Origin of the sequence: Thermomonas brevis, assembly GCF_014395425.1 — a bacterium.
GTDB classification, from domain to species: Bacteria; Pseudomonadota; Gammaproteobacteria; order Xanthomonadales; family Xanthomonadaceae; genus Thermomonas; species Thermomonas brevis.
Genome location: NZ_CP060711.1, coordinates 2,080,291 through 2,104,793, shown reverse-complemented (window position 1 = coordinate 2,104,793; position 24,503 = coordinate 2,080,291). Strand labels below are relative to the sequence as shown.

Here is a 24,503-nt window from a genome sequence, read left to right as displayed (position 1 = left end):
ATGGACTTCAAGCCGCAGCTCCGCATCCCCGCCACCTACATGCGCGGCGGCACGTCGAAGGGCGTGTTCTTCCGCCTCGAAGACCTGCCCGAGGCCGCGCGCGTGCCCGGCCCGGCGCGCGACGCGCTGCTGATGCGGGTGATCGGCTCGCCCGATCCCTACGGCAAGCACACCGACGGCATGGGCGGGGCGACGTCGAGCACCAGCAAGACGGTGATCGTCGCGCCGGCCTCCGTGCCGGATCACGACGTGGACTATCTGTACGGGCAGGTCAGCATCGACACCGCCTTCGTGGACTGGTCGGGCAACTGCGGCAACCTGTCCACGGCGGTGGGGCCGTTCGCGGTCGCCAACGGCTTCATTCCCGCCGAGCGCATTCCGCAGGACGGCAGCGTGACCGTGCGGGTGTGGCAGGCCAACATCGGCAAGACCATCCTCGTGCACGTGCCGATCACGGGCGGACAGGTGCAGGAAACCGGCGACTTCGAGCTGGACGGCGTGACGTTTCCGGCAGCGGAGATCGTGCTGGAGTTCGTCAATCCCTCGGATGACGAGGGCGACGGTGGCTCGATGTTCCCGACCGGCAACCTCGTCGACGAGCTCGACGTGCCCGGCATCGGCACGCTCAAGACGACCATGATCACCGCCGGCATTCCCACCGTGTTCGTGGAGGCTTCCGCCATTGGCTACGACGGCACGGAATTGCAGCCGGCGATCAACGACGACAAGGCTGCGCTGGCTGCGCTTGAAGCGATCCGCGTGGCCGGCGCGCTGCGCATGGGTCTGATCAAGACGCCGGAAGAAGCCGCGACGCGCCAGCACACGCCGAAGGTGGCGTTCGTCGCGCCGCCGAAGGACTACGTTTCGTCCAGCGGCAAGCGCATCGCCGCCGACGCTATCGACCTCAACGTGCGCGCGATGTCGATGGGCAAGCTGCACCACGCGATGATGGGCACGGCCTCGGTCGCCATCGCGACGGCGGCGGCGGTGCCGGGCACGCTGGTGAACATCGCCGCGGGCGGCGGAACGCGCGATGCCGTCCGCTTCGGTCATCCATCCGGCACGCTGCGCGTGGGCGCATCGGTCGAGCAGGTCGACGGCCAATGGACCGTGACGCGCGCCGTGATGAGCCGCAGCGCGCGCGTGCTGATGGAAGGCTGGGTGCGAGTCCCGCAGGACTAAGCAAGCAGGAGCGCCAGCGGGCTTCCCCCTTGTGCGAAATCAAGGAGGAGGCAGCGGGCGCAGGCCGCTGCCGGGGGACATTCGCGCAAGGGGGAAGCCCGCTGGCGCAAGCGACGCAACCCCCAGCCGCCCGCTTCAAGCCTCGAAGTGAAACCCGCCCTTGTGCAATTCATGGCGTGCCTGGTCGAACCCCGTTTCCGGCACCAGCGCATCGCCGCGATCCGCCAGCGCCTGCCACTGCGCCAGGATGGCTTCCGCCGTCGCCGCTTCGCCCAAGGCGATCCCCTGCGTCATCGTCAGCTGCACCAGCTCGAAGCTCCCCGCCCCGGCGCTGAGGATGGCGCGATTGGGCGCATCCTCGGACACCAGCGCCAGCACCGCCGGGCTGACCAGCTCCGGCTTGAACTTCGACAACTGCTCCGGCGGCAGGATGCCTTCCATCATCCGGGTCGCGCCGGTCGGCGCGAGGCAGTTGACGCGGATGTCGTGCTTCGCGCCCTCGATGCCCAGCGTCTGCATCATCCCGACCAGCGCCATCTTCGCCGCCGCGTAGTTGGCCTGGCCGAAGTTGCCGAACAGGCCGCTGCACGAAGTGGTCATCACGATGCGGCCGTAACCCTGCGCGCGCATCGCCTCCCACACCGCCCTGGTGCAGTGGGCGGCGCCCATCACGTGAACGTCCAGCACCAGCCGGAAATCGGCCAGATCCATCTTGGCGAAGCTCTTGTCGCGCAGGATGCCGGCGTTGTTGACCAGGATATCGATGCGGCCCCACTCGGCCAGCGTCGCGTCCGCCATCGCCTGCACCGCCTCGGCATCGGTGACCGAACACTTCGCCGCGCGCGCCTGTCCGCCGGCGGCTCGGATCTCCTCGACCACCGCGTCGGCGCCGTCGCCAAGATCGTTCACCACCACCTTCGCCCCGCGCTGCGCGAGCAGCAACGCATGCGCGCGTCCCAAGCCGCCGCCGGCGCCAGTGACGATGGCCGTCCTTCCCGTCAGATCGATCATCCGTTTCCCCTTGTCGTGAGTGCCGTCGGCCGCGCTCATCGCGCCGCCCCGGACGCGATCGCGTCCAGCTCCCGCACCGCCTGCGGCAGCTCGGCGATGGCGGCGACCGCGCGCATCCGCTCGCCGCCGTGGCGCAGCTGCGCCTCCGCCTCGTGCGCCCAAGTAGTGTGGTACGGCACGTGCACGCCCCAGCCGCCGAGCTCCAGCACCGGCGCGACGTCCGAGCGCAGCGAGTTGCCCACCATCAGGAAGCGCGAGGCCGGCACGCCGAATTCCTCCAGCAGCCGCGCATAGGTGGGCGGGTCCTTCTCGCTGACGATCTCGATGCGGCGGAACAGGTCGGCCAGCCCGCTGTCGCGCACCTTCTGCTCCTGATGGAACAGGTCGCCCTTGGTGATCAGCACCACCGGCCAGTCCGCGGCCACCGCTTCCACCGCCTCGCGCACGCCGTCGAGGACTTCGACCGGATGCCGCAGCAGCTCCTTGGCGATGCCGACGATGCGGTGGATGTCGCCGGCGCTGATGCGCGCGCCGGTGATCTCCACCGCCGCCTCCACCATCGACAGCGCCATGCCCTTCACGCCGTAGCCGAATACGGCGATGTTGCGCGACTCGTATTCGTACAGGCGCCTGCCGACGTCGGACAGGTCCACGTAGGCGGAGACGATGCGCTCGAACTGCGCCTGCGCCTCGTCGAAGTAGTCCTGGCTGCGCCAGAGGGTGTCGTCGGCGTCGAAGCCGACCATCGCGATGCCATCGCGCGTGCTTGCGGGTTCCATCTGCCCATTCTACGAACGCGAGGCGCCCGTGCGCGTCGCGCCCGCATCTCGCCCGCCGCCGGAATCCGCCGTTCGTCTCGCTCAGGCCGCCTCGGCGGCCGGATACAGCTCGACGCTCTCGCGCTGCAGCCGCTCGAACAGCGCGCGCAGCACGACGTTGGCGTCGCGGCGGAAGCCGTCCGGATCGGCCATCAGCCGCGACGGCACCCGCCAGCGCGCGACGAAGCCGGCGAACGCGCGGGCGATGCCCTGCATCTCCTCCTGGTAACGCCCGCTCATCGCCGCCACCTGCGCATCGCCGGAACGCACCAGCGCGGGGTACAGCACCCGATCCTCGGCCGCCAGGTGGAACTTGATGTGGCTGGCCGTGCCGGTGATCAGCTCGCTGATGCGCACCGCGTTCTCGCGCACGCCGGCGCGCGACAGTTCGCGCAGCGCGTTGATCTGCCGGAAGATCGCCGCGTGGTCGTGGTAGTACCTCTGGATGTCCATCGTGTGCCGCCTCGCTTAATCAGAACCTTTTCGGTACGGGTTATCCGACGCGACGCACGAACGCGGGCGACGAAAGCCGCCGCGGCTGATCCAGGTCAATCCGGGCAAGCCGGCTCAGGCCTTCTTCACGAACTCCGACTTCAGGCCCATCTGGCCGATGCCGTCGATCTTGCAGTCGATGTCGTGGTCGCCGTCGACCAAGCGGATGTTGCGCACCTTGGTGCCCACCTTCACCACCAGCGATGAACCCTTCACCTTCAGGTCCTTGATGACGGTGACGGTATCGCCGTCCTGCAGCAGGTTGCCCACCGCGTCCTTCACCACCTTCGCCTCGTCCTCGGCCGCCGCTTCGCCGGCCGGCGACCACTCGTGCGCGCACTCGGGGCAGACCAGCAGCGCGCCGTCCTCGTAGGTGTATTCGCAGTTGCACTTCGGGCAGGGCGGGAGCGTGGTCATCGTGCGTGGCTTCTATCGCGGAAAGACGCGCGATTTTACGATGCGCGGCACGTAGATCGGCCCGAGGCGGCGCGCGATGCGCTTGATGATGGCTGGCGCATCAGCGCGCCGATGCACGATGCATCACGCGCGCCGTTCCCGCGCAAAACGAAGGGCGGCTTGCGCCGCCCTTCTTGCCACAACGCGTCCTGCTCGACGCATCCTTGCGTGCCGTTGTTGTCTCGTGGGGGAGATATCAGCAGGCCGTGCCGTCGTCCGGATTACTTCTTCGGAACGTCCTTGCTGCCGCTGCCGTTGTTGGCCAACCACGCCTTGTACTCGTCTTGGGTCAGCTCGCCGTTGCCGTCGGCATCGGCCTGCGGGAACACCTTGGCCAGGCTGTCCAGCGCGCCGGCTTCGCTGATGCTCAGGCTGCCGTTGCCGTCGGCGTCCAGCTCGCCCCAGCTCTTCTTGGCCGGTTCGCCGGTCTGCGCGGGCGGCGGCGTCTGGGTGGTTTCCTGCGGCGGCGGCGTCTGCTGCTGCGCGCCGGCGTCCTGGGCGAAGGCGCCGGATGCGGCGAAGGCCGCTGCCAGCGCAGTGGACAGGATCAGGGGGGTGCGAATCTTGCTCATGTTGGTTTCCTCGTTCTGCGGGGGATCAAAACGGATCGGTTGCCGCTGCGCACTACGCAACCGGCAACCCGCACCTTACGGGCGCGGTCTGAACGTGCACCGCCGCCGAAACTGAACATCGACGCGCGCTTAACCACAGGATTTGCGAACCGCGCTAATCGCGCGTCGCATTCACGCGATGGCTCCATCCGCAGTCTCAAGGCACGGCGTCGCGCGCTTCTTCCGAAGTAAAGTTGCCTCCCGACGCATGGGCGAGGAGTGGAGATGAAGCAGGTCGATCTGCGCAGCGACACGGTGACGCAACCGACCGCGGCGATGCGGGCTGCGATGCTCGACGCGGCGGTCGGCGACGACGTCTACGGCGAAGACCCCACCGTCAACGCATTGCAGCGGCGGTTGGCCGACGACCTGGGTTTCGAGGCCGGCCTGTTCGTGCCCAGCGGCACCCAGTCCAACCTGCTCGCGCTGCTGGCGCACTGCGAGCGCGGCGACGAATACATCGTCGGCATGGACGCGCACACCTACAAGTTCGAGGGCGGCGGCGCGGCGGTGCTGGGCTCGATCCAGCCGCAGCCCATCGTGCAGGCCGAGGACGGCTCGCTGCCGCTGGAGCGCGTCGCCGCGGCAATCAAGCCGGACGATCCGCACTTCGCGCGCACCCGGCTGCTGGCGCTGGAGAACACCTGGCACGGCCGCACGCTGCCGCTGGACTACCTGCGCGATGCGGGCGAATTCGCGCGTGCGCACGGGCTCGGCTTCCATCTCGACGGCGCGCGCCTGTTCAACGCGGCGGTGGCCTGCGGCGTGCCGGCGCGGGAGATCGCGCGGCATTTCGACACCGTCTCGGTCTGCCTGTCGAAGGGCCTCGGCGCGCCGGTCGGCTCGGTGCTGGTCGGCCCGCAATCACTGATCGACAAGGCGCGGCGCTGGCGCAAGGTCTGCGGCGGCGGCTGGCGCCAGGCCGGCATGCTGGCGGCGGCCTGCCTGCACGCGCTCGACCACCACGTCGAACGGCTGGCCGACGACCACGCGCGCGCGATCCGGCTCGCCGAAGGGCTGGGCACCATCGACGGCATCGCCCTGCTCGGCCGGCACACCAACATGGTCTTCATCGACGTGCCGACCGAACGCCTGCGCGCGCTCGACGCGCATCTGCGCGAGGCCGGCATCCGCATCAGCATCGGCTACCTGCCGACGCTGCGGCTGGTGACGCATCTGGACGTGGACGACGCCGGCATCGACCGCACGATCGCCGCGTTCGCGCGGTTCTTCGCCGCGAGCTGAATCCGCGCCGAGCGGCGATGCGTCCGTCGCGGCGCTCGCCGCCGTCCTTCACACAGCGAATGCCCGCGCGCCGCCATCCTCCGGCTTCCCCCAAACGCCGGATCCCACGATGACGCACGCCCCCACCACCGTTCCCCACGTCGACCTGCAGCGCTACCTCGGTACGTGGTACGAGATCGCGCGCAAGCCGATGCGCCACGAGGACAAGACCGCGCGCGACATCACCGCCACCTATTCGCTGGACGACTCCGGCGCGGTGCGCGTGGTCAACGCCTGCATCAACGAGGAAGGCAAGGTGGAAATCGCCGAGGGCCAGGCCAAGCCGACCGACGACACCCACGGCAAGCTGGAAGTGACCTTCCTGCCGGAAGGCCTGCGCTGGATTCCGTTCACCAAGGGCGATTACTGGATCCTGCGCCTGGACGCCGACTACCAGACCGCGCTGGTCGGCGACCCGGATCGGAAGTACCTGTGGCTGCTGCATCGCCAGCCGCAGATGGACGCCACCGTCAAGGCGATGTGGCTGGAGGCCGCCCGCGCGCAAGGCTACGAGCTCGACGACCTGATCCATCCGCAGCAGAGCGGGCAGGTGCATCGGGAGAGCGAGCAGCGCGGCTGATCTGACAGAGAGGCGCGGTTAGTCGCCGTGCCCTATCCACATGCACGCGCCGCCCAAGGACGGCGCGTGCACCTTCCGGCACTGCGGCATCGCGCTCGCCTGCATCCGCGACTTTCGCAGCCTGTGCGGTGGTCGATCCCCGACAAAACAGGCGAACGCCCAATGTCGCTCGATCCCTCCCGCATCGCAGCCCGCCATCCGGCGGGCGCATGCAATCGCGTGACGCCTACTTCGCTTCCTGCTTGCCGGCCTGCAGCACCCGCGCCGCTTCCACGTACTTCGCGGCCTTCGGATTGGCGGCGTTCCAGCGCGGCGCCTGCGGGTCGTTGGCGATGGTCAGGATCGCCAGCGCCACGGTGCGGTCGATCGCCGCCATGTTGTCGTAGTCGATCTTGTCCCAGGTGTCGGCGGGGCCGTGGTAGTCCGGGAACTCGTAGGCCACGCTGATGGTGTGCGCGGGCACGCCCAGGTCGGCCAGCGCCTGATTGTCGCTGGCGCCGAAATAGCGGTCGCTGTTCACCGGATGCCTGGTGATGCGGATGCCGGTCGACTCGCCGGCCTTGCGCAGCACGTCGCCCACTTCCGAATAATCGGCGCCGGTGATGGCGGCGGCGCGCACCTGCGGCCCCTCGCTGTCGTCGGTGCGGCCGATCTGCTCCAGGTTGATGTCGGCCACGGTGTCGGCCACCGGCACCAGCGGATGCTTGCCGTAGTAGCGCGACCCCACCAGGCCGTGCTCCTCGCCGAACACCGTCATGAACACGATGCTGCGCTTCGGCCGCTGCTTCTGCGCCGCGAACGCGCGGGCCAGTTCGATCACCGACACCGTGCCGCTGCCGTCGTCGTTGGCGCCGTTGTAGATCGGATCGTCGCCCTTGCCCTCGCGGATGCCGACGTGGTCGTAGTGCGCGGTGACCAGCACGTAGGTCTTGGCGAGTTCCGGATCGGAGCCGCGCAGCAGGCCCACCACGTTGCGCACCAGCAGCGGCGCCGGCGCATCGGCGTACTTGGCGATTTCGCGCTTGGGCGCGATTTTCCGCCAGTCCGCGGTCTGGAAGTAGCCGTCGTCGCCCAGCGGCTCCAGCCCCGCGGCGCGGAACTGCGAGGCGATGTATTCGGCGGCGATGTCCAGCCCGCGCGACGGCGTGCCGCGCCCTTCCAGCGCATCCGACGCCAGGAAGGACAGGTGCCCGCGCATCGCGGCGGCGGAAATGCTGGAAAGCAGCTGCGACTGCTCGGGCGGCAGGCTCGGCTCGCCGGCATGCGCGGCCGCCGCCGCGAACAGGGTGGCCACCATCGCGACACGCAGGGTTCGGAACGCCGACATGAAGTCTTCTCGCTGAGGGAATCAGCCCGGGAGTCTACCGTCTGGGCGGCGGGGCCATGCATCTCGGCAAGACGCTGGCGGCCCATGCAAAAAGGAAGGCGGAGCCCGCCGGCTCCGCCTTCCCGAACGCATCGCGCGAACGCGGATGCCCGGCTTATTCCGTGTCCACGTTGACGGTCACGCCCTGCACCGTGTTTTCCACCACGGTCACCGCGAAGTCGCGCTCGCCGTCCTTCTTCTTCACCAGCACGTCTTCGCCGTCGTCCACCTCCACGCTGTAGTGGCCGCTGGCCGCCATCTGCAGCGCCGTGCTGACGTTGCGGGCCACGTCGTTCTCCGCCGTGCCGGCGGGGATCTGCGCGGTCGCGCGGATCGGTTCGCCCTTCTCCGGCGACACCTGCACCACGATCTGGCCGGCGGTCTTGGCGTTGCCGCTGACTTCCAGCCGCCACTTGTTTTCCAGGCCATCGGCTTGGGCCGCAAACGCGCACAGCGCAAGACCGGCCGCGAGAATCCATTGACGCATGGCATTGCTCCTTGGGGATGGAGGGCCACGGATACCGGCGCCGTCGTGATCGGTCGGTGAAACACGCGTGCCGCAGATACGAAGCGTTCAGGCTGGCGCCGCGAATCGCGCCCGACGCTCACGCCGGTTCCACATCGCCTGCCGGAACGTGGCGCTACCCGTTCCACGGAACCCGCCCATGGATCACAGCGCCTTCATCGACGACTCGCAGGTGGACGCCGAACTCGCGGCGCTGGAATCGGACATGCCGGCGCTGCAAGCGCGCGCCGGCGACGTCTTCGCGCTGGCCACCGCTTGGGCCGAACGCCACGATGCCATCCTGGCGGTCACGCCGGCGGCGTCGCTGGGCAGCGTGGAAGCGCGCCTGCGCCGCATGGGCATCCGCTGGGGCATGATGCCGGGCGCGCGGATCACCGGCCAATTCCCTGCGTTGCCTGCCGTGGATGAAGAAGCCGAAGACCACGCGCAAGCCTGACGCGTTTTGCCGCCGCGCAAGCGAACGGCGCAAGTTGCGACCTGGACGACCTGAGTCATCCGCTGCGCAGCGAGCAGGTGCATCGGGAATACGAGGACGCCGCTGGCCCAGCCAAGCGTGCAGAACCGCGCGCTTCGCGCCACGATTGTCCCCGGCATCGTCCTGGTCGATCATCGACGTCTGATCCGCGCGGACCATCGACCCCATGATCGATCGCGACACTCTCCATCGCGACGGCTATGCCCTGCTCCGCCAGGCCATTCCGGCCGATTGGCTGGAAGCGCTGCGCATCGCCTTCGACACGGGCGTTCTGCCTTCCGACCGATGGCCCACGCCGCGCGGTCCGGACTGGCGGCATTCGCTGCTCGACCTCGACCCGACCGTGCAGGCGGTTTGCCGCTTGCCCGCGCTGCTGGCCGCGGTCGGCGCGCTGATCGGCGAGCGCTACTTCCTCGCGCAGGTCGAAGGCCGCGAGCCGCTGCCGGGCGGCGGCCATCAAGGCTTGCATCGCGACTTCTCGGCGGAGCGCCCCGGCGATACGGTGAACGCGCTGGTCTTTCTCGACGACTACGGCCCCGGCAACGGCGCCACCCGGTTCGTCCCCGGCACCCATCGCCCCGTTGCCGGCTCGACGTCGCCTTCCGATCCCGCCGACGAATCCCGAGCGCTGCAACCCGAAGGCCGGGCCGGCGACATTCTGGTCTTCGACGCCGATCTCCTGCACGCCGCCAGCCGCAACGTCAGCGGCGCTCGCCGCCGTTCGCTTTTGATCGGCTATCGCGCCGAACCTTTATACGCCGCGCACCTCAGGAGCGCAGGATTGCGCGGCGTGCGGATGGATACGAGCGGGCGATTCGATCCTTGAGGCGGCGACCGAACGGAGCGCGTCGCTTCGACCGGCCGAATGCCCAACACATGACGAAGCGGACATGCCCGCTCCATCGAGAGAAACCCACTCGCCCGCTGCCGCCGCTTTCCGTTCCTGAACGGATCGGGCCGCCAGTGCCGCCTCGTCGGGCAAGTTGCTGTATCGTGGCGGCACTGTTCAAGGCGGGATCACGGTACATCGTGACTCCGGTGCTGTAGGTCAACCGGCTATCGGGTCCATCGCGACCCTCCGACGATCCGCCTCATCGCTTCGCGTTACCCCTTGCTCGATACAGTCCCGACGGCGCGCTGCGCGTCCGGGTTTCCCCAACTGTTCCAAGGAGTAACACCATGTCTGATCGTCAAAGCGGCACCGTGAAGTGGTTCAACGACGCCAAGGGCTTCGGCTTCATCACCCCGGAAAGCGGCGCCGACCTGTTCGTGCACTTCCGCTCCATTCAGGGCAGCGGCTTCAAGTCCCTGCAGGAAGGCCAGCGCGTTTCGTTCAAGGTCGCGCAGGGCCAGAAGGGCCTGCAGGCCGAGGAAGTGCAGGCCGAGTAAGCCTCGCCCGACGCGGCCGACGCCGCATCGTTGCAACCAGACCCCGTGCGGCAACGCGCGGGGTTTTTTGTGCTCCCAAAAAACACGAAAGGCGCGTTGCCGCGCCTTTCGGGAACATCGATGCCGAGCCGTACCTTCAGGGCTCAGGCCCCCAGCAGTTCGACCTCGAACTTCAGCGTCGCGTTGGGCGGAATGACGCCGCCGGCGCCGCGCGCGCCGTAGCCCAGGCTGGCCGGGATGATCAGCGTGCGCGTGCCGCCCTCCTTCATGCCCTGCACGCCCTCGTCCCAGCCCTTGATGACCATGCCGGCGCCGAGCGGAAAGATGAAGGGCTCGCCGCGATCCTTGCTGGAATCGAACTTGGCGCCCTGCTCGCCGTTCTCGTACAGCCAGCCGGTGTAGTGCACGGTGACGTTGCGGCCGGGCTTGGCTTCGGCGCCGGAGCCGACGGTGGTGTCTTCGAATTGCAGGCCGGAGGGCGTGGTGGTCAGAGTCACGGATGTTCCTTTGTGGGAAGCAGGATCGGGTTCGCAGTGTAGCGGCGCCACTTTGCTCACATCGTTAGAGTAAAGCCGACTTTGACCCCTATTTTCGGAAATGGCGGGACTAGCCCACCTTTCGAAATTGTCCCTGACACCTTTTTTCAGACACCTTTTTTCAAACCGGCAGGTCTGTATTCTGACTACCTGTCTGTGGAATGCGGGGCGGTCCAACCCTTTCCCGTCTTTGATGTCCTCTGGAGGAACGTATGCTTGACCGCGCCCGCTCTCCTCGCACCGTATTTGACGAATCTGGCACTTATACGATCAGTGAAGCTGGCCTCTACGAGGTCACATCGCGTTCAGTCCAGAAATATCACGAAGTAGTTTTTGCGACCCGCGATCTTCGTACAGCTCATGAGATGGTGGAAGAGTGTTGCAGGACTGATCTAGACCGGACGCACCCCCTGCTAGAGCAAAGCCTCTGGATCAGTGCCGTGATCTCATATAGCAAACCCTTCAAGCCAAACAACGCCAGACAACTATTCAATGCGAAGGAATTTGTGCGCTCGAATGCTGACGGCGAGATGCTCAACCGGCACCACTATCTGATCACACTTCGAGACAAGATGATCGCTCACGACGACGCACTGGGTGAAGGCAAACAAGTAACGATAGGCCTGCCATATCGGGAGCCCAGAAACTACCTCGAGATCGGCATTGATCCAACCAGCCCGCGCATCGTCTCACTCGGGTCGAACATCGCGCGCGAGGTAGAGCCTCACTTCCGCTTAATGTTAAAAATATTTGATGACTACCGAAATCAATTGCGGGAAGACACGCTAAGAAACTTAGTTGATTCGAAATTTAGGGAAGTGACAGTAATTGGCCGCGCGAAAGAGGCCGCCTTGGATGTCAGCCAAGAGGGCGTTATCCGGCGCTGGCCAAGAATTGAAAAAACATGAGGCGCCGTTCACCGAAGGCGATCACGCCGCGCGCCGCTCGGCGGCGTGATGGGGCCTTTGCGTTGGGACGACCGAATCTCAAAAATTGTCCCTGACACCTTTTCTGCGACACCTTTCTTGTTCGAAATTGTCCCTGACACCTTTTTTTCATCGCCGGCACCCCTGTAGCTTCCAGACAAACGAGAGGCCGGCAAGGCCGGCCTCTCGGGGATCTGACGGCTGCAGCAATCAGAGGTCGTTGGTAGCGAGGGATTTGCCATCCCTCTTCGCCTGCCAGACGTCATTGTGCAGATGCTGGTCGAAGAGCTGCACCGCAGCGTAGGTGAAATTGCTGCTGTCGGTGTACGCGGCCGGCACAACGAGGATTGCCTGCTTGCCGTCCGCCGTCTTCCAGACCGGACGCCGGAAAACGATGGAGCGATCACGCTTCGGGCGGACGATGGTCACCCTGACCTCGTTATAGAAGTCCGGCTGCCCGTACTTCATCTTCAACGCATCGGCAGCGCTGAAGGCATCCTCCTGGGTCATGCGGGTCGCGGACACGTACACCACCTTGCCATCCAGTGCGCGAACCAGCAGCTCGGCTGGATAGCCGCCGAAGGTCGTGTGCTGCACCAGGCATTGCTCAGCTGTCCCGTCAGCGTAGGAATCGCAGTCGGGATTGGTCAGGCCCGCCTTTACGGCTTCCCAGTCTGCGCCGAGAGTGATTCCCTTCAGCTCGAGAACCGGCCGAGCAGCTGCGGGAGTTTCATTCGCGGGTTCGTCGATAGCCGCAGCCTGCCCCATGCCAAGCAGCAGTGCGAAAGCGGTGATGGCAGGAAGGAGCTTCTTCATGGTGAACCTCGGTTCGTTGGTGCCGAATAGATGAGAGCGGAACGTGCCTGATTTGCGAGCTGACGACTAGTGGACACTTCAACTCCATGCGAAGCTGGACGGGCCCTCTCCCTATCTGTGGGTTTGCCGAGAAGGCGCTACCTACGACCCAGCATGCACAGGGGCTTTGCCATCATCTAGCACCCTTTCGTGCTAGCAGTTGGCACCCTGAAGCCGCTATTTCCTTACGAGTTAGCACCTTAAAGGCGCTATTTCCGCCAAATTCGCAATTTTCTTTTATATTTCAATAGCTTATAGATATCGAATTGAGCGCTTCGACGCGGGTCACAACATATCCAGAGCCGCTCACTGCTCAGGCAATGATCTGTAGCCACTCAAGCCCACGTCTTCGGATTCTCGCGTGATCCGAGGCGGCATCCCGAAATCCTCACTTTTGAAGACTCGGTTTGTGAAAGGCAACCCGGCGTTTCCCAGCTCAATGAAGTCTTCGGGAATCCCGTTTTTCACCAGTTCGCTGAGCGTTGGGATCTTCATTTTCATTCGGCTACAAATGTCAGACAGTGCATCAACGAACTAGCTTGGCGCTTCGGCTTGGCGTCGCGCGTGCAGACCTCCACTACTATTCTGCTACGAATTTCGATCATTACAGTGTCCGTCGCGAGTTCGACACGGCGCCCCCCTTAACGCAGCGACTGTGCCGCCATTTGGCCGGCCGGAGTCGAGATCGATGGCGGCAGAACCATATCAGGCCTGAAATCCTGGGGTCTTCGCGCACAAATTTGCTTGAAATCGCATTCCTCGCATTTTCGTCGCTCCGGTCGCATTGGAAAATCATTCGCAAGTATGCCGGCCACCGCCCACTCTACGTTGGCGATCGCGTTATCAACCGAATGTTCATCGATCGGAACTTCGACCCGTTGGTTGTCTTTCAACAGGTGAATCGATCCCGTTGCCGCATCCTCGCCAAGAACCTCCCGAGCGGCCTTGGCATAGAGCTGTACCTGCAATGCCATCTCGGTCCATTCCAGATCCCTGTTGGCAAGTACGTCTTCTCCGCCTTCCATAGTCTTGAAGTCGATTACCTGAGCTTCCAGAATCTGTCCATGATCCGAATAACGCATAAGCAAATCGATCGCGCCAGTTATCAAGCACCCCTGCGCCGTCAACTCAAAGCGCACCTCAACTTGGCGCCTATGCGAAAAATCATTCGCATAACTATCAACATACTCAGCCGCGATCTCCTGCGCGCGACTTTTCGCGTTCTCGTAGGCACCGGGGCGTGTATCTGGATCGCGACTCGGCGCGATATGCTTCAAATGGAAGTTCGCAGCCGCAATCTCTGCAGCCTCCTCGCGTGTCGGTGCATGGCCAAAGTAGATTTCATGCAGCTTCTCAATTGCGACATGAACCACGCGACCATATCCGAAGAGTTCTGGCACGGGTGGACTGAACCCATATCCCTTTCGGAATCGATAGTCCGCCGGACAGCGCAAGTAATATTTAACGTCGCTATATGACGTAGGCAGCATGCTGCTATCGACTCTTGCCCGTGGAGGAGATTGAGTCAGCGCCTCGGGTTCTAGTGCGGAATCTCTAGTCAGCTCATCGTGTCCCAGCCTCGCGGCGAACACCGACTGCCTATTTCTCCGCTTTCCTCCTGGCAGTGATTCGCACCCCGTCACATACAAAAAGCGCTCCGCCCTCGTCATGGCTGTGTAAAAAAGCCTAGCCTCTGCCTCAGATGTTCCGATGTAGGCTCCACGTCCGACAGAATTGCCGATCAGCTCTTCCGGAATCCAGCCATCGTAACTGGAGCGTTTACCCGGAAAGCGCCCTGGCACCACGTCCACCACGAAAACTACCGGAAACTCTAGCCCCTTCACTTGATGCACGGTGCTGATGGTCACCGCATCCGGCTTGGCGACGACGTCGTCCGTCGACGTGTCGTAACCGTCTTCCGCCACATTTTCCATGAAGCGAACGATGGAGCGGAAACGATCCGCGCTATCCACACTCAGGAACACACCTTCAACATCCTGGAGAATTCGACTGAAGAGTCCGATGTCACGCAAGTCTTCGGCGCTAAGGTTCGCAGCGGGAAGATCAAGTGCCTCCAGCACATCCAAGAGCAATTTCTGCGGATACAGCCGCACGCGCACCGCGTCGTGCGGCCGATGTATGTCACGCCCCCATCTAGTGATAACTTCGAGGAACCGCGCTTCATTAGCATACGGAAAACTTCCGATCAGATGCACCCGGAGCAGTTCAATGGCTTCCGCACGAGTCGGATTCCCATTTTCGAAAGATCGGAACAGCTCCCGCAGCCCACGGGGAATCGGTCTTTCAAATGCATTCCCCCCGGCGCTCAGCGTGTACTTTATGCCTCGCGTCGCGAGAGCTTCCGAGAAAGCTACATGACGAGGAACACCGGATTGTTCAGCTGTCTTTGTTGAACGCATAAGGATTGCAAAATCAGCGGGCGTCAGCCCGCGCTGGGTTCCGTCACGTTCGGCGAACGTAGTCCCCATCAATCTATGTATCCGATCGGCGACCCAATCCGCTTCCTGCCCTCGTTGATCGAAGAACATGACGCCAACCTGACGCGGCAGAAGATCGTGGACATGGCGTGGCGCCTTATCCAGTCGAGAAGCACCAAGCTCGGCTCTGGCGAAGGCGTCCGAAGTCTCGACGATGGCCCTAGTGCTTCGGAAGTTCTCGTCCAGCGTATGCCTGCCGGCATTGGGATAGCGCGTCTCGAATTCCAAGATGTTTTGTACAATGGCACCGCGCCAGCCATAGATAGACTGATCATCGTCGCCGACTACAAAGATCGAACTACCCAGTCGGTGTATCGTCGCGATCAAGTCTTCTTGAGAACCGGAAACGTCCTGATACTCATCGACCAGAAGGTGACGTATGCGCGTTAACCGGGCAATTACCCGGGCATCGTTCCTAGCTTTATCCACCACCAGCCTTATCATCGACGCGAAATCGATGAACTGATCGCGCTCCATCTCTTGCTCGATCGCACTCAAGGATTCGGCCAACTCGGGATCCAGCTGCGCCACCTGCTCGATCGTCACACCCTCGTCCCGTAGTACATTCCATGCGTACTGGATCGACTTGAGGGTGTCGAAGTACCGATCGTTGTTCCTCCGCCTCAAAGGACCTATCGCGAGCCTGGGGTAACGAGAGATCAGGAACAACTTGAATCTGTTGCCATCAAGAACGTCGTATTGACGATAGCGTGCATCCGCATCTCCGAGCACATTCTGACAGAAGCCGTGAATGGTTCCGATGAACATCTTGCCGAGCAGATTCGCGCTCTGCCCAGTCGTCACCAGAACTTGGGCTGTTCTGTTCTTTATGCTTTCGGCAGCTTTCTCCGTAAATGTAAATACGACGATGGACTCCGGATCAACGCCACTGGCGACGAGCCTGGCCACCCGATACGCTAAAGTTTGCGATTTCCCCGAGCCAGCGCACGCGATACATAGCACCTCACGTCGATCGTCCAACGCGGCATCTGCCTGTGGGGACCGAAGTTCGCGGCGGAGAATGGGACTGATATCTGGCACGATGACGTACTCCTTATGGCTAGCGCGGATTCCGGATCGATTCGGTCTGATGCCTTAATTTCACATCGAAGATTCGAATCGCACCGACTCCTTTCGAAAATCTAGACACATCGAACTTGGCCGGCTTCAGATACCAAGCCTGCGCGATCTTGCGATGTGCGGCGAGAACGGCCGCAGCTACGGCTTGTGCCTTCGACCCGGTTAGTCCGAGTTCGACATTCGCACCACCATCCACGTAAAGCTCAAGATAGCGTTGATCCAATCGGTCAACAAGCGAGACCAAGTCGTTGGTGTCTACACGCTCAACATTGGCGTTCTGATAGTCCTTGCACAAGAACTGAGCGGCGTAATTCGCCACCTTCGATCTCGCCCCATCGTCGTTTGGCGCCATAACGTCCACCAGATCGAACTCTCGTCGATCCATAAGAGAAAAGAGTCTCTCGTGCTTTGCGGAAGCGAATGCAATCAGAGCCCTACTTCGAGATTGATCAACGTCCTCTTCCAACATTCTGATAGACGTATAAGGCCCCACCTCCCCTTTCAGCACTCCGGCCAAGCTCTCCAGCAAACGTAGTGGATCGTTGGCACGCTCGGCGGCAAGTAGATCCTTCAAGTCTTCATCGAGCGGATAATGGAACTCAGCACCTACATGCCCGATCAGCACCCGTCCCTTCTCAATCAGTTCGCGTCTAACTGCATTGAATATCATCGGCTTTGATAGCCCCGATACATCTACCAGAACGAGTCCGTCGACGCTAGAAATCTGCGCTGGCAGCATGGGGTAATCGTGCACGATGATTCGCGCATCCGTCGACCCCCAGATATCGAGTATTTCCTGTGAATACCCTGGCTCGTCGTACTTGATCAGATGCACTACTTCTGGCGACGAATTAAGCGAGAAAGCTCGGTTCGACTCTAACGTTCTTTCTTCGAACCCAAGGCCCGACAATATGGCACCGACTCGAACCTCTTCTAGTTGAGCCAACGACAATTCGGATATCTGGATGTTTATGCCCTCAGCCAAGACCTTAGCTTCCGAAGTGCCCTCGGCGCTCAACTCGACATCCAACTCCTTCTCGAACAATTCGGATTGAGAAGGAGTACTCGTTAGCGCCGAGCTTCCTGCATCGAAAGTAATGTCCATGCCAGAGTTCGCCCCATCGACATTGGCAACGTCTTCCTCACTCTCGGATAGGTTTTTAAGTAGGATCTCTTTGTCCGGATTATTCAGCCATTGCTCGAGGTCGGCTCCGGACAACTCGAACCTGTCGCGATCCGCCAGCCCGATGCAGGCAGCCAGGCCACAAATTTTGCGGTAACTGAGCTTGAATTGTTGGATCGGATTCGAATCTTTAGTCTTCGTCCGGGCCGATCCACCCGTATACACGAAGACCCCGGCGTCGATGAGATCTCGCAACTGATCAATCTGTTGCTTTAGCTTTTGCTTGTCGTCCGACGTCACGCGCACGTAGATGGAAGAATACTGCCTGAGACGAGCTGGCGCCCCATCTTTGCGCTTCTTGCCTTTTCGATACGAACGAACGAGCAACTCGTTCGCAGCTTCGGCGAAAGTGAGCGCGTGATCCTTGTATATGCCCGCCCGACGATTTAGCTCATATAGCCTTTGCGAGCTAAGCTCTTGAAAACATTCCGACTGCATGTTGGATGCGATCGGAGCGGTTATTCTCGTTCTTCCCGAAGATGCACGTTTGACGATCTCTTCATAGAGCCTAATAACGTCACCTATATCGCCCACGCAGACATTTGTCAGGCAGGAAAGTCCTCTGTATGCCTGCTTCCTATCTTTGGAAGTTATGTTCGATGAAGCAATCTCACGTGCGACCTGTTCGAGTGTGACGTCGCCCAAAAGCTCTTTGGGGGAGAACGCCGGATGGGCAACGTGGAATCGTGCTCGTTGCAACAGGATTTGCGATACGAAATCCGTACCCTTTCCCTTTCCCGTACCGTTTATCGTCTGATGTACTAGTGGCCCAAGGTCGAACACAGAGACGTCGCGATCAATACGAATAGGATGTACTCGACCAGGCGAGTAAAGCCCCAACTCAATCGTCTGCCATTCCGAGGTGAACTTGAAAGCACAAGTTGTATTTTGGAACAACAATGCCGACAGGAGCTCCTCTACTCGCTCCACTTCTATATAGCGAGTGGATACGTCATCGAGCAGGAAGAATACCTGCGAAGAACTCCAAGTGGACGAGCATAGACGAAGCTGTTCGGCTAGATGTGGAAAGGCCTGTGCTGGCGCCTGTTCGACCGAGTAACCTGATCCTACCTTCGACGTCAGAACCGCGATCTTATTGAGGCGAAGCTCCAACTCATCAATAGACGTGACGCCCCTGAGATCATCCGCTCCCTGAAGATAGTCAGCTACCGCATTAGCCAGCGTGAGGTGCGCACTTGCGGCGACAGCGGATGGATCAAGATCATACAGATGCAATAACGCTCTTGAAGCCTGTAACGCGTAATTGGCGAATAGCCTGGTGAGTCTATGCTCGATCTTGGATACCGAATCTCGCAGATCTAGTAAACGTTGGGCCGATACGAACAGCCCTATATATCCATCGTTCTTGAGCCGCTCTAGAGTTTCAGATGACTGCTCGCCATCGCTCTCCTTCGCGGCTCGTGCGTGGAAATCCAATCCACGTAGAAGCATCGTTTTTCCGCAACCGCGCATGCCGGTAATGATCTGCGGGCCCGGTCGTGTCACTTCGTTAAGCCATTGCCCTTCCGGATCAACCAACAGTCGCGGCACGTCCCATGAAACCAACGTCTGCGCGTTATAGTGGTCAGCGAATCCTGCTAGCTGCAGAGGAGTGGCCCACGGACGCCACGGCTGGGTCGCACGGTCGTAGGCGCTGGTTATCTGCTTAACGAGATCTTCGCAGGCGGGTTGGCGGGCATTCTGTGGCGCCGAAAGATATCCCTTCACTATGCCTTGTAATGCGAGCGCAACACGATAGTCCCGGTCTTCCAGGCCGAATAGATCTGATAGCAATCGATTTAACAGCGTATCTACGTGCTGTGCGATGAAATATAGATCGCCGTGTCGCTGGTCGGTGCTTTTGCTGTCCTCCGATATGCTGCCCAAGTCGATCGCCATCACGCGAATAGATTCGGCGATTACATTCACTCGTCGTGATTTCGAATCGAGTCGCTCGACGATCAGATTGTTTGCATGTAGATCGTTGTGATTTAGTCGATGCGCCTCAAACTCCGACCTCATTCGCAGTAGGTCTATCGCAATCTGGCATACAGTCCTTACGTCTAGTTCCACCTTCCCGTCGAGATAGTCATCCAAGGGGTCGCCGTCGATAAAATCGAGAACCATTACATGGCAATCGATTCTCGTCCCTACATCGTCCGTGAAAATAACCGATGCATCGAATCGATTGATGATGCCAACAACATGTTCAGCGGTAGAGGCCAACTGATTATGTAGTTGTGTTTCATCCTCAAACGATGTTTTCTTGAGGCCGTTATAGAAAGCGATAGGCGATATCTTCAGGACGAATTTCTTCTTGAAAGGCCCCCATTCCGCCACGTAAGCCGCGCCGTAGAACCCCCGGCCGAGTGCACCTATGATCTTGTAGTCATTTATCAAATCGGGAGGATTGGAAAGCATGAATCCGTATTCCCGTCCACACTCTGGGCATGGCTGCTCGAGCCGCTTGTCGGCGTAATCGGGCAACGGACAACAGAAGCAACAATACTTACCCATTCGGTTTCACCGCCTCGAACCCCGGCCCCTCCGGGTATGCTTGGATTGTGACAAAGGCCTGGAACGCGACCACGTCCTCTCCGGAGACCGGTCGCTCAACACGCAAAGTGGCGATTGGATCGCCGCACCGAACCCATTCGCCGGGTTGGCGTAGTAGCACCATCCCTACCGGATCAGCGAAAAAGGCTTCGGGCGCGGCCGCGCGTTGCACCTCTACAATGAGCCGCCTGATATCCGCTACGGCATAACTTACGAACCCGTCCGAAGGGGCGTACAGCGTTTCGACGTGCGCATGCAAGGTTGCCTCGCTTATTCGGACGAAATCGTCTGGGGACGCTCCTTGCGCCTCTAGGTTCGCGTAGAAAATGTCCCGCAATGATTCCACATCGACATGCATGATCGCGTCCCTGCTGTCGATAGGAACGCAAGCCAAGGCTAATTCACGGCAAAGTTCGAGATGGCTTGATAGCCAAAGCCCCGCTCTTGATTCGAACAAGAGCCAGAGGGCTGCCAGCGACTCTTTCCTGCCAATGTAGGGTTGATACGGATAGGAAGCCTTGGTCAACACCGGACGAGCATCGATACCAAGCGCGTCTGCCGCACTCGCGAACAAGGTTGCGTTAGCGCGGGCTTCCTCCCACGTGCGACCAAAGTTGCCGTGCGGTGCTACTCGGATATCCAGCCCAGCATACCTAACGCCAACTGCCAGTTTCTTGGACAGCAAGCTTGCTGCTACTAAAGTTGCGACTTCCTGATAGCCATGTTGCTGGCGAAGCCGGAACATCCTGGCATCTAAGGGGGCATACTGATCCGAAGCAAGGAAGTGTGCATACCCGCATCTCTGTAGTATTGCCTCCAAAGCCTTCGTGGCCAATGCGGTCCTATACCCCGGAAGCTGCGCCAAACAATCGATCCCTCCTGCCGGCCTACCCGGCACTCCGAGCTTGACGACTACGCAGTCTGCGGCCCGTAGAAAAAGTGGGCACAACAAAGTCGACAACGACGTCGGCCCGCCGGTGGAGGCAACGTCCGCTACCCTATTTGATCCCGAATGAAACCTTTGGCCAGAATCAGCGAGTGCGATGGCTAATCGTGCGGCCACTGCCGCATCCATCGGAGAATTGTTCTTGATGTCGCCCAAAAACCGTACTATGTCGCTATCGCTGGCGGAACCATCGATCATGCTGTTCGGCGACTACCGTTAGGACGGTGGTCACATCCCAAGTGTCCGCTTAGGTTTAAGGCTTGCCGCTTGCTGGTGGGCTTTTTCTCGGCCCTCTCTGCCATCTGGATACCATTACGAAGTGATTGTGCATGCGCCTTGATGAAAGGGGGAGGTAGCGCATTGCCGATCATTAGCGCTATAGCCTCCTTGCCGTGGGACACTTCAAACCTATAATCTCGCGGAAACCCTTGTAACAGAGCCGCCTCACGCAATGTGATTGTTCGATTCTGAGAGGGATGTAAGAACCTGCCTTTTGACGGGTTGATACAACCGCTGGTGATGGTCGGAGATACGTCATCCCAAGCCATACGTCCATACACGTCGCGAAATCCGTCGTTTCGCTGATGGCAATCCAGCTGATACACGAGAGGGAGATCCGAGCGACTTCCCCCATTCCGCGGAATCAGCTTGATGATTTCGCGTACGGCGGGCGTTCTACTCTCCGGAACCGCATGCAATGTGTCTTTCGTCTTGGATGGACGTTCTATGCTGGCAAGCACGTCCCGCACGGTGACTCTGCGCTCGATTTTTTCTGCAACGGCTGGGCTATGCACTCTAGAACCCAGCAATATGAGCCGTTTACGGCGCTGTGGAACGCCGTAGTCGGCGGCATTCAGAACATGAACTACGAACTCATACTTCAGCCTCGACAGATTTTTGCATAGGCTCTTGAACCTACGGTCATCCGCCAGGGCTGGAACGTTCTCCAGCATGATCGTCTTCGGCCGAAGTACCCGCACGAAACGCAGGAAATCGTGAACTAAGTCATTCCTAGGATCATTGACGGAGGTCTTTTGGTTTCGAGTACGCAAACGCGAAAAGCCTTGACACGGAGGACAGCCAGCCAGCAGATCCAATTCGCCCGGTTCTAGTCCAGTCTCCTGGAGAACAAGTTTCGCGGGAAGTTTCCTGATGTCTTGCTCATACAGCCGAACCGAGCGGTGATTAAGACGGTACGTCCGCTGCGCCTTAGGCTCGATCTCGACCGCGGCCTTTACTCTGAATCCTGCATTCCGCAAACCTTCACTCAGCCCGCCGCAGCCACTGAACAAATCGACCGCCGTATAGGCCCGCTTGTCGTTGTCCTTTTTCCTTTGCGCGCGTGTCATTGAGGTACTCGATTGCCGTTTTATTAGGACACGCTCATCGTTCATCCTGGCCGACTCATGCTTTTCGACCGGCAATAGCTTACCTTGCGCCGGAGCGCCATTTAGTCATCTGCAATTTAACCATCCACGCCCAATTGATCAAGGGGGAAGCGTGGTGCCTACCCAGGTCGAGGCGACACCCCACGGGGCACCATGAGTCTGAGACGCCACGGTTCCGCTGGTGATCTGTCACCGGTAGAGTACGAAAAGCGCTACGCGCTAGGCGGCACGTAGGTGTCTATGAAAATCTGAGCTGCTCAGCATCGTACTTGGCGAGCACCGATGATCCCTTGCCGTAGAGCTGGAAGTCCGCCCACAGCGTGGCGCCCAGGAAGCACACGCCACCGATCACCAGCTCGCGGCGATCAAGGTAGTGCACGTGCCCGGTCGCCGCGCAGGCCTCGGCGATCCCTTGCTGCACTTCGTCGATGTTGTCGCCGTAGCCTTTGTGGTTGCCGTGCACATAGACAACGGGAAAATCAGGAAAGGCTTGATCCACCCATTCGACGGCCCGGGCGCCCACGTCGATGTCGCTGGCGAGGATTACGACATCCGGCTGCGAAACGGCCAGGTCGATCTGCGGGCACGGATCCACCATGCCCTCGTAGCAGGCCTACGAGCGATACCAGACCTCCCGGTGCAGGTCGGAAAGGATCAACAAGCGCACGCCAATGCCTCCTTGACGACGCGCTGCGAAACTGGATCGCCGAGATCCCGGTTGCAATGAGCCAGATGGACCGCGGCATGGGCTGGCCAGCCGCTGTCGTCGTCATCGATCGCCACCCAGCGATTACCGATGCTTGGGCGGATGTGCTCGCGATACCAGGCAATTTCGGCCCAGCGTGAGATGAAGCCCTTTCCTTGGCCGATCGCTCCCAGCAGCGGCAAGCGATGGTGGACCGCATCTGTGACCCGTGCGGCGAGGGGCGGCGGTAAAAGCCCCTGCAGCGTTGCGAGGTCGCGCTTGCGGCCCCATGTGGAGGAAATGACGATGTCGATGTGCGACAGATACCCGGTCAACAGCTCAACCAGAATCGGCGCGTGAACGAAAAACGGGCCGGCGTAGGCCTTCGGGCCGCGGATCCGCTCCAAGGTCCAGTCGTTATACGGCGCCGGCTCCCACAGCGGATGCAGTACGCCGTCGAAGTCGAGGAACAGGGTGAGATTGCCGGTCATGGCGTCTTGCTCAGCACGGCCGCAAATGACCATCGCAAGGCCTCAGCATCGACGCCTGCATGGCGCTGGTGGCCAGCATGCTCGGGATGCTCGCGGAAATACTGTTCGATGCCCCCCGCACGTCATCGCGCGCGATCGAAGTCTGACTGACTCGCGGTGGCGGTGGCAGCCTCGCCAGCACCGTGTCAGGCAAGTCGAAGCCACATAGGGCGTCGCCGAATAGGACACCATCTGATCGACAGTCGAACAGCACGAACGGATCCTCGAACTGCGCCAGGAACGTGCGCAGGGCAAGGGTGAAATCAACCTTCTGGTGGGCGGCATAGCCGTGTTCCAGCAGCGGATAAACGACGGCGCGAACCCACTCCGTTGGTTGCTTTGGTAGCGGGTTTACTTCGGAATAGGATCGGTGCCGGCCAGCTTCATCGACCAAAGCAAGACTCACCAGCTCGCTATCGAGCGTGCCTGCCCATTCGCAGTCGAGGAAAAGGCGGGTCACAGCTGATTGCCTGAGGATGAGCAGCGAACATCACTCATCGCATTGTTCCTTCGATCACGTACTCAAACGCCCAGCGCAGCGCCTCAGCATCGACGCTCGCGTGGTGGCGTCTGGCCCGCGCCTCGGGATGACGATCGAAATACAGCTCTCGGTGGCCAAGCACGTCGCCCTGGGTGACTTCGATCGGCGTCCACTCGGGAACCGGCCCCGGGACATTGGATCCGAAGCCGGCCAGCGCAAAACGCAGCAGTGAAAAATCTGTCGGATGGTCGGCCAGGATCAATCGCGGCGAACCCTTCAACCGATCTAGGAAATTGCGCAGGCTCAAGCAGAATTTCCGTTGGTCTTTGGCCCAAAGGCCGCGCTGCAACAGCGGATAGACCCTGTCGCGCACGAACTCGGTTGGCTGCTGTGGCAGCGGATCGATTTCGCAGTAGTAGTTGTAGCGATTGGTCGAATCGACCAACGCGAGGCTCACCAATTGCGTGGCCTCTGGATCGGCCCATTCAGTGTCGAGATAGAGGCGCACGGCACACATCCTTGATGGAGTGGTGCCCTCGGTCGGAATCGAACCGACGTTGCCGCGCTTATCTGGCACGTGCTTTCACTGGCTTATAAGGCCAGCGCTTTGACCAACGTAAGCTACGAGGGCGCTGATCGGAGAGATCGA

The 24,503-nt window shown here is 61.2% G+C and carries 25 protein-coding genes and 1 tRNA gene; 7 read left to right on the top strand and 19 right to left on the bottom strand.

Translation table 11 applies throughout. The annotated features are described in order from the left end of the window. Window positions 1-1,182, top strand: a complete 1,182-nt coding sequence (prpF, locus tag H9L17_RS09670) for a 2-methylaconitate cis-trans isomerase PrpF (RefSeq protein WP_187569262.1) — start codon at window positions 1-3, stop codon at window positions 1,180-1,182. Between the two features lie 135 nt (window positions 1,183-1,317). On the opposite strand, the gene H9L17_RS09665 is transcribed toward prpF, so the two are convergent. The 5 genes from H9L17_RS09665 to H9L17_RS09645 form a co-directional block, all read right to left on the bottom strand. Next, window positions 1,318-2,193, bottom strand: a complete 876-nt coding sequence (locus H9L17_RS09665; protein WP_187569261.1) for an SDR family NAD(P)-dependent oxidoreductase — start codon at window positions 2,191-2,193, stop codon at window positions 1,318-1,320. A 35-nt stretch (window positions 2,194-2,228) separates the two neighbouring features. After that, on the bottom strand, window positions 2,229-2,972 hold the full coding sequence (locus H9L17_RS09660) for an HAD family hydrolase (protein ID WP_187569260.1): 744 nt from the start codon (window positions 2,970-2,972) through the stop codon (window positions 2,229-2,231). A gap of 81 nt (window positions 2,973-3,053) precedes the next feature. Then, window positions 3,054-3,464 (bottom strand): hemerythrin domain-containing protein, encoded by a 411-nt coding sequence (locus H9L17_RS09655; protein ID WP_187569259.1) that lies wholly within the window; start codon window positions 3,462-3,464, stop codon window positions 3,054-3,056. A gap of 114 nt (window positions 3,465-3,578) precedes the next feature. Next, on the bottom strand, window positions 3,579-3,920 hold the full coding sequence (locus H9L17_RS09650; RefSeq protein WP_187569258.1) for a zinc ribbon domain-containing protein YjdM: 342 nt from the start codon (window positions 3,918-3,920) through the stop codon (window positions 3,579-3,581). Window positions 3,921-4,180: 260 nt separating this feature from the next. Then, window positions 4,181-4,531, bottom strand: coding sequence for an EF-hand domain-containing protein (locus H9L17_RS09645; RefSeq protein WP_187569257.1), 351 nt, complete (start codon window positions 4,529-4,531; stop codon window positions 4,181-4,183). 264 nt (window positions 4,532-4,795) lie between these two features. Here H9L17_RS09645 and ltaE point away from each other — a divergent pair, with 264 nt between their 5' ends. Both ltaE and H9L17_RS09635 read left to right on the top strand, forming a co-directional pair. Further along, on the top strand, window positions 4,796-5,815 hold the full coding sequence (ltaE, locus tag H9L17_RS09640) for a low-specificity L-threonine aldolase (protein WP_187569256.1): 1,020 nt from the start codon (window positions 4,796-4,798) through the stop codon (window positions 5,813-5,815). 109 nt (window positions 5,816-5,924) lie between these two features. Beyond that, on the top strand, window positions 5,925-6,434 hold the full coding sequence (locus tag H9L17_RS09635; RefSeq protein ID WP_187569255.1) for a lipocalin family protein: 510 nt from the start codon (window positions 5,925-5,927) through the stop codon (window positions 6,432-6,434). Between the two features lie 226 nt (window positions 6,435-6,660). On the opposite strand, the gene H9L17_RS09630 is transcribed toward H9L17_RS09635, so the two are convergent. Both H9L17_RS09630 and H9L17_RS09625 read right to left on the bottom strand, forming a co-directional pair. Then, complete coding sequence (locus tag H9L17_RS09630) at window positions 6,661-7,761, bottom strand: M28 family peptidase (protein ID WP_223158043.1); 1,101 nt, start codon at window positions 7,759-7,761, stop codon at window positions 6,661-6,663. A gap of 154 nt (window positions 7,762-7,915) precedes the next feature. Then, window positions 7,916-8,287: a hypothetical protein gene (locus H9L17_RS09625; RefSeq protein WP_187569254.1), complete on the bottom strand. Its 372-nt coding sequence runs from the start codon at window positions 8,285-8,287 to the stop codon at window positions 7,916-7,918. Between the two features lie 178 nt (window positions 8,288-8,465). Here H9L17_RS09625 and H9L17_RS09620 point away from each other — a divergent pair, with 178 nt between their 5' ends. The 3 genes from H9L17_RS09620 to H9L17_RS09610 all read left to right on the top strand — a co-directional run bounded on the left by H9L17_RS09620 (window position 8,466) and on the right by H9L17_RS09610 (window position 10,190). Then, entirely contained in the window at window positions 8,466-8,762 is a 297-nt protein-coding gene (locus H9L17_RS09620) for a hypothetical protein (protein ID WP_187569253.1), read from the top strand. 205 nt (window positions 8,763-8,967) lie between these two features. Next, the gene (locus H9L17_RS09615; RefSeq protein ID WP_187569252.1) at window positions 8,968-9,627 is read left to right on the top strand and encodes a phytanoyl-CoA dioxygenase family protein; all 660 of its coding nucleotides are present in this window, start codon (window positions 8,968-8,970) and stop codon (window positions 9,625-9,627) included. A 353-nt stretch (window positions 9,628-9,980) separates the two neighbouring features. Then, window positions 9,981-10,190, top strand: coding sequence for a cold-shock protein (locus H9L17_RS09610; RefSeq protein WP_187569251.1), 210 nt, complete (start codon window positions 9,981-9,983; stop codon window positions 10,188-10,190). A 143-nt stretch (window positions 10,191-10,333) separates the two neighbouring features. On the opposite strand, the gene H9L17_RS09605 is transcribed toward H9L17_RS09610, so the two are convergent. After that, window positions 10,334-10,687, bottom strand: a complete 354-nt coding sequence (locus H9L17_RS09605; RefSeq protein WP_187569250.1) for an FKBP-type peptidyl-prolyl cis-trans isomerase — start codon at window positions 10,685-10,687, stop codon at window positions 10,334-10,336. Window positions 10,688-10,938: 251 nt separating this feature from the next. Between H9L17_RS09605 and H9L17_RS09600 the strand changes: the two genes are divergently transcribed. Further along, window positions 10,939-11,634, top strand: coding sequence for a hypothetical protein (locus H9L17_RS09600; protein WP_187569249.1), 696 nt, complete (start codon window positions 10,939-10,941; stop codon window positions 11,632-11,634). 228 nt (window positions 11,635-11,862) lie between these two features. On the opposite strand, the gene H9L17_RS09595 is transcribed toward H9L17_RS09600, so the two are convergent. The 11 genes from H9L17_RS09595 to H9L17_RS09545 form a co-directional block, all read right to left on the bottom strand. Further along, window positions 11,863-12,468: a hypothetical protein gene (locus tag H9L17_RS09595; protein WP_187569248.1), complete on the bottom strand. Its 606-nt coding sequence runs from the start codon at window positions 12,466-12,468 to the stop codon at window positions 11,863-11,865. Between the two features lie 345 nt (window positions 12,469-12,813). Next, complete coding sequence (locus tag H9L17_RS09590) at window positions 12,814-13,008, bottom strand: hypothetical protein (protein WP_187569247.1); 195 nt, start codon at window positions 13,006-13,008, stop codon at window positions 12,814-12,816. Between the two features lie 140 nt (window positions 13,009-13,148). Then, complete coding sequence (locus H9L17_RS09585) at window positions 13,149-16,046, bottom strand: ATP-dependent helicase (RefSeq protein ID WP_223158042.1); 2,898 nt, start codon at window positions 16,044-16,046, stop codon at window positions 13,149-13,151. Between the two features lie 19 nt (window positions 16,047-16,065). After that, the gene (locus H9L17_RS09580; protein WP_187569246.1) at window positions 16,066-19,689 is read right to left on the bottom strand and encodes an ORC-CDC6 family AAA ATPase; all 3,624 of its coding nucleotides are present in this window, start codon (window positions 19,687-19,689) and stop codon (window positions 16,066-16,068) included. Window positions 19,690-19,777: 88 nt separating this feature from the next. Continuing rightward, on the bottom strand, window positions 19,778-20,659 hold the full coding sequence (locus tag H9L17_RS09575) for a hypothetical protein (protein WP_187569245.1): 882 nt from the start codon (window positions 20,657-20,659) through the stop codon (window positions 19,778-19,780). Between the two features lie 305 nt (window positions 20,660-20,964). Then, the gene (locus tag H9L17_RS09570; protein ID WP_187569244.1) at window positions 20,965-22,119 is read right to left on the bottom strand and encodes a DNA cytosine methyltransferase; all 1,155 of its coding nucleotides are present in this window, start codon (window positions 22,117-22,119) and stop codon (window positions 20,965-20,967) included. 277 nt (window positions 22,120-22,396) lie between these two features. Next, the gene (locus tag H9L17_RS09565; RefSeq protein WP_187569243.1) at window positions 22,397-22,753 is read right to left on the bottom strand and encodes a metallophosphoesterase family protein; all 357 of its coding nucleotides are present in this window, start codon (window positions 22,751-22,753) and stop codon (window positions 22,397-22,399) included. Window positions 22,754-22,812: 59 nt separating this feature from the next. After that, window positions 22,813-23,334 (bottom strand): HAD domain-containing protein, encoded by a 522-nt coding sequence (locus tag H9L17_RS09560; protein WP_187569242.1) that lies wholly within the window; start codon window positions 23,332-23,334, stop codon window positions 22,813-22,815. Between the two features lie 10 nt (window positions 23,335-23,344). Further along, a complete protein-coding gene (locus tag H9L17_RS09555) occupies window positions 23,345-23,833 on the bottom strand; it encodes a hypothetical protein (RefSeq protein ID WP_187569241.1) in 489 nt (162 codons plus the stop codon). A gap of 34 nt (window positions 23,834-23,867) precedes the next feature. Further along, window positions 23,868-24,362 (bottom strand): hypothetical protein, encoded by a 495-nt coding sequence (locus tag H9L17_RS09550; protein ID WP_187569240.1) that lies wholly within the window; start codon window positions 24,360-24,362, stop codon window positions 23,868-23,870. A 20-nt stretch (window positions 24,363-24,382) separates the two neighbouring features. Beyond that, window positions 24,383-24,485: transfer RNA gene (locus H9L17_RS09545), tRNA-Ile, on the bottom strand. Window positions 24,486-24,503 lie beyond the last annotated feature (18 nt).

Excerpts from the sequence above, each read along its gene's own strand:
- prpF (WP_187569262.1), top strand. The coding sequence starts at position 1 with ATGGACTTCAAGCCGCAGCTCCGCATCCCCGCCACCTACATGCGCGGC.
- H9L17_RS09665 (WP_187569261.1), bottom strand. The coding sequence starts at position 2,193 with ATGATCGATCTGACGGGAAGGACGGCCATCGTCACTGGCGCCGGCGGC.
- H9L17_RS09660 (WP_187569260.1), bottom strand. The coding sequence starts at position 2,972 with ATGGAACCCGCAAGCACGCGCGATGGCATCGCGATGGTCGGCTTCGAC.
- H9L17_RS09655 (WP_187569259.1), bottom strand. The coding sequence starts at position 3,464 with ATGGACATCCAGAGGTACTACCACGACCACGCGGCGATCTTCCGGCAG.
- H9L17_RS09650 (WP_187569258.1), bottom strand. The coding sequence starts at position 3,920 with ATGACCACGCTCCCGCCCTGCCCGAAGTGCAACTGCGAATACACCTAC.
- H9L17_RS09645 (WP_187569257.1), bottom strand. The coding sequence starts at position 4,531 with ATGAGCAAGATTCGCACCCCCCTGATCCTGTCCACTGCGCTGGCAGCG.
- ltaE (WP_187569256.1), top strand. The coding sequence starts at position 4,796 with ATGAAGCAGGTCGATCTGCGCAGCGACACGGTGACGCAACCGACCGCG.
- H9L17_RS09635 (WP_187569255.1), top strand. The coding sequence starts at position 5,925 with ATGACGCACGCCCCCACCACCGTTCCCCACGTCGACCTGCAGCGCTAC.
- H9L17_RS09630 (WP_223158043.1), bottom strand. The coding sequence starts at position 7,761 with ATGTCGGCGTTCCGAACCCTGCGTGTCGCGATGGTGGCCACCCTGTTC.
- H9L17_RS09625 (WP_187569254.1), bottom strand. The coding sequence starts at position 8,287 with ATGCGTCAATGGATTCTCGCGGCCGGTCTTGCGCTGTGCGCGTTTGCG.
- H9L17_RS09620 (WP_187569253.1), top strand. The coding sequence starts at position 8,466 with ATGGATCACAGCGCCTTCATCGACGACTCGCAGGTGGACGCCGAACTC.
- H9L17_RS09615 (WP_187569252.1), top strand. The coding sequence starts at position 8,968 with ATGATCGATCGCGACACTCTCCATCGCGACGGCTATGCCCTGCTCCGC.
- H9L17_RS09610 (WP_187569251.1), top strand. The coding sequence starts at position 9,981 with ATGTCTGATCGTCAAAGCGGCACCGTGAAGTGGTTCAACGACGCCAAG.
- H9L17_RS09600 (WP_187569249.1), top strand. The coding sequence starts at position 10,939 with ATGCTTGACCGCGCCCGCTCTCCTCGCACCGTATTTGACGAATCTGGC.
- H9L17_RS09595 (WP_187569248.1), bottom strand. The coding sequence starts at position 12,468 with ATGAAGAAGCTCCTTCCTGCCATCACCGCTTTCGCACTGCTGCTTGGC.
- H9L17_RS09590 (WP_187569247.1), bottom strand. The coding sequence starts at position 13,008 with ATGAAAATGAAGATCCCAACGCTCAGCGAACTGGTGAAAAACGGGATT.
- H9L17_RS09580 (WP_187569246.1), bottom strand. The coding sequence starts at position 19,689 with ATGCTTTCCAATCCTCCCGATTTGATAAATGACTACAAGATCATAGGT.
- H9L17_RS09570 (WP_187569244.1), bottom strand. The coding sequence starts at position 22,119 with ATGACACGCGCGCAAAGGAAAAAGGACAACGACAAGCGGGCCTATACG.
- H9L17_RS09560 (WP_187569242.1), bottom strand. The coding sequence starts at position 23,334 with ATGACCGGCAATCTCACCCTGTTCCTCGACTTCGACGGCGTACTGCAT.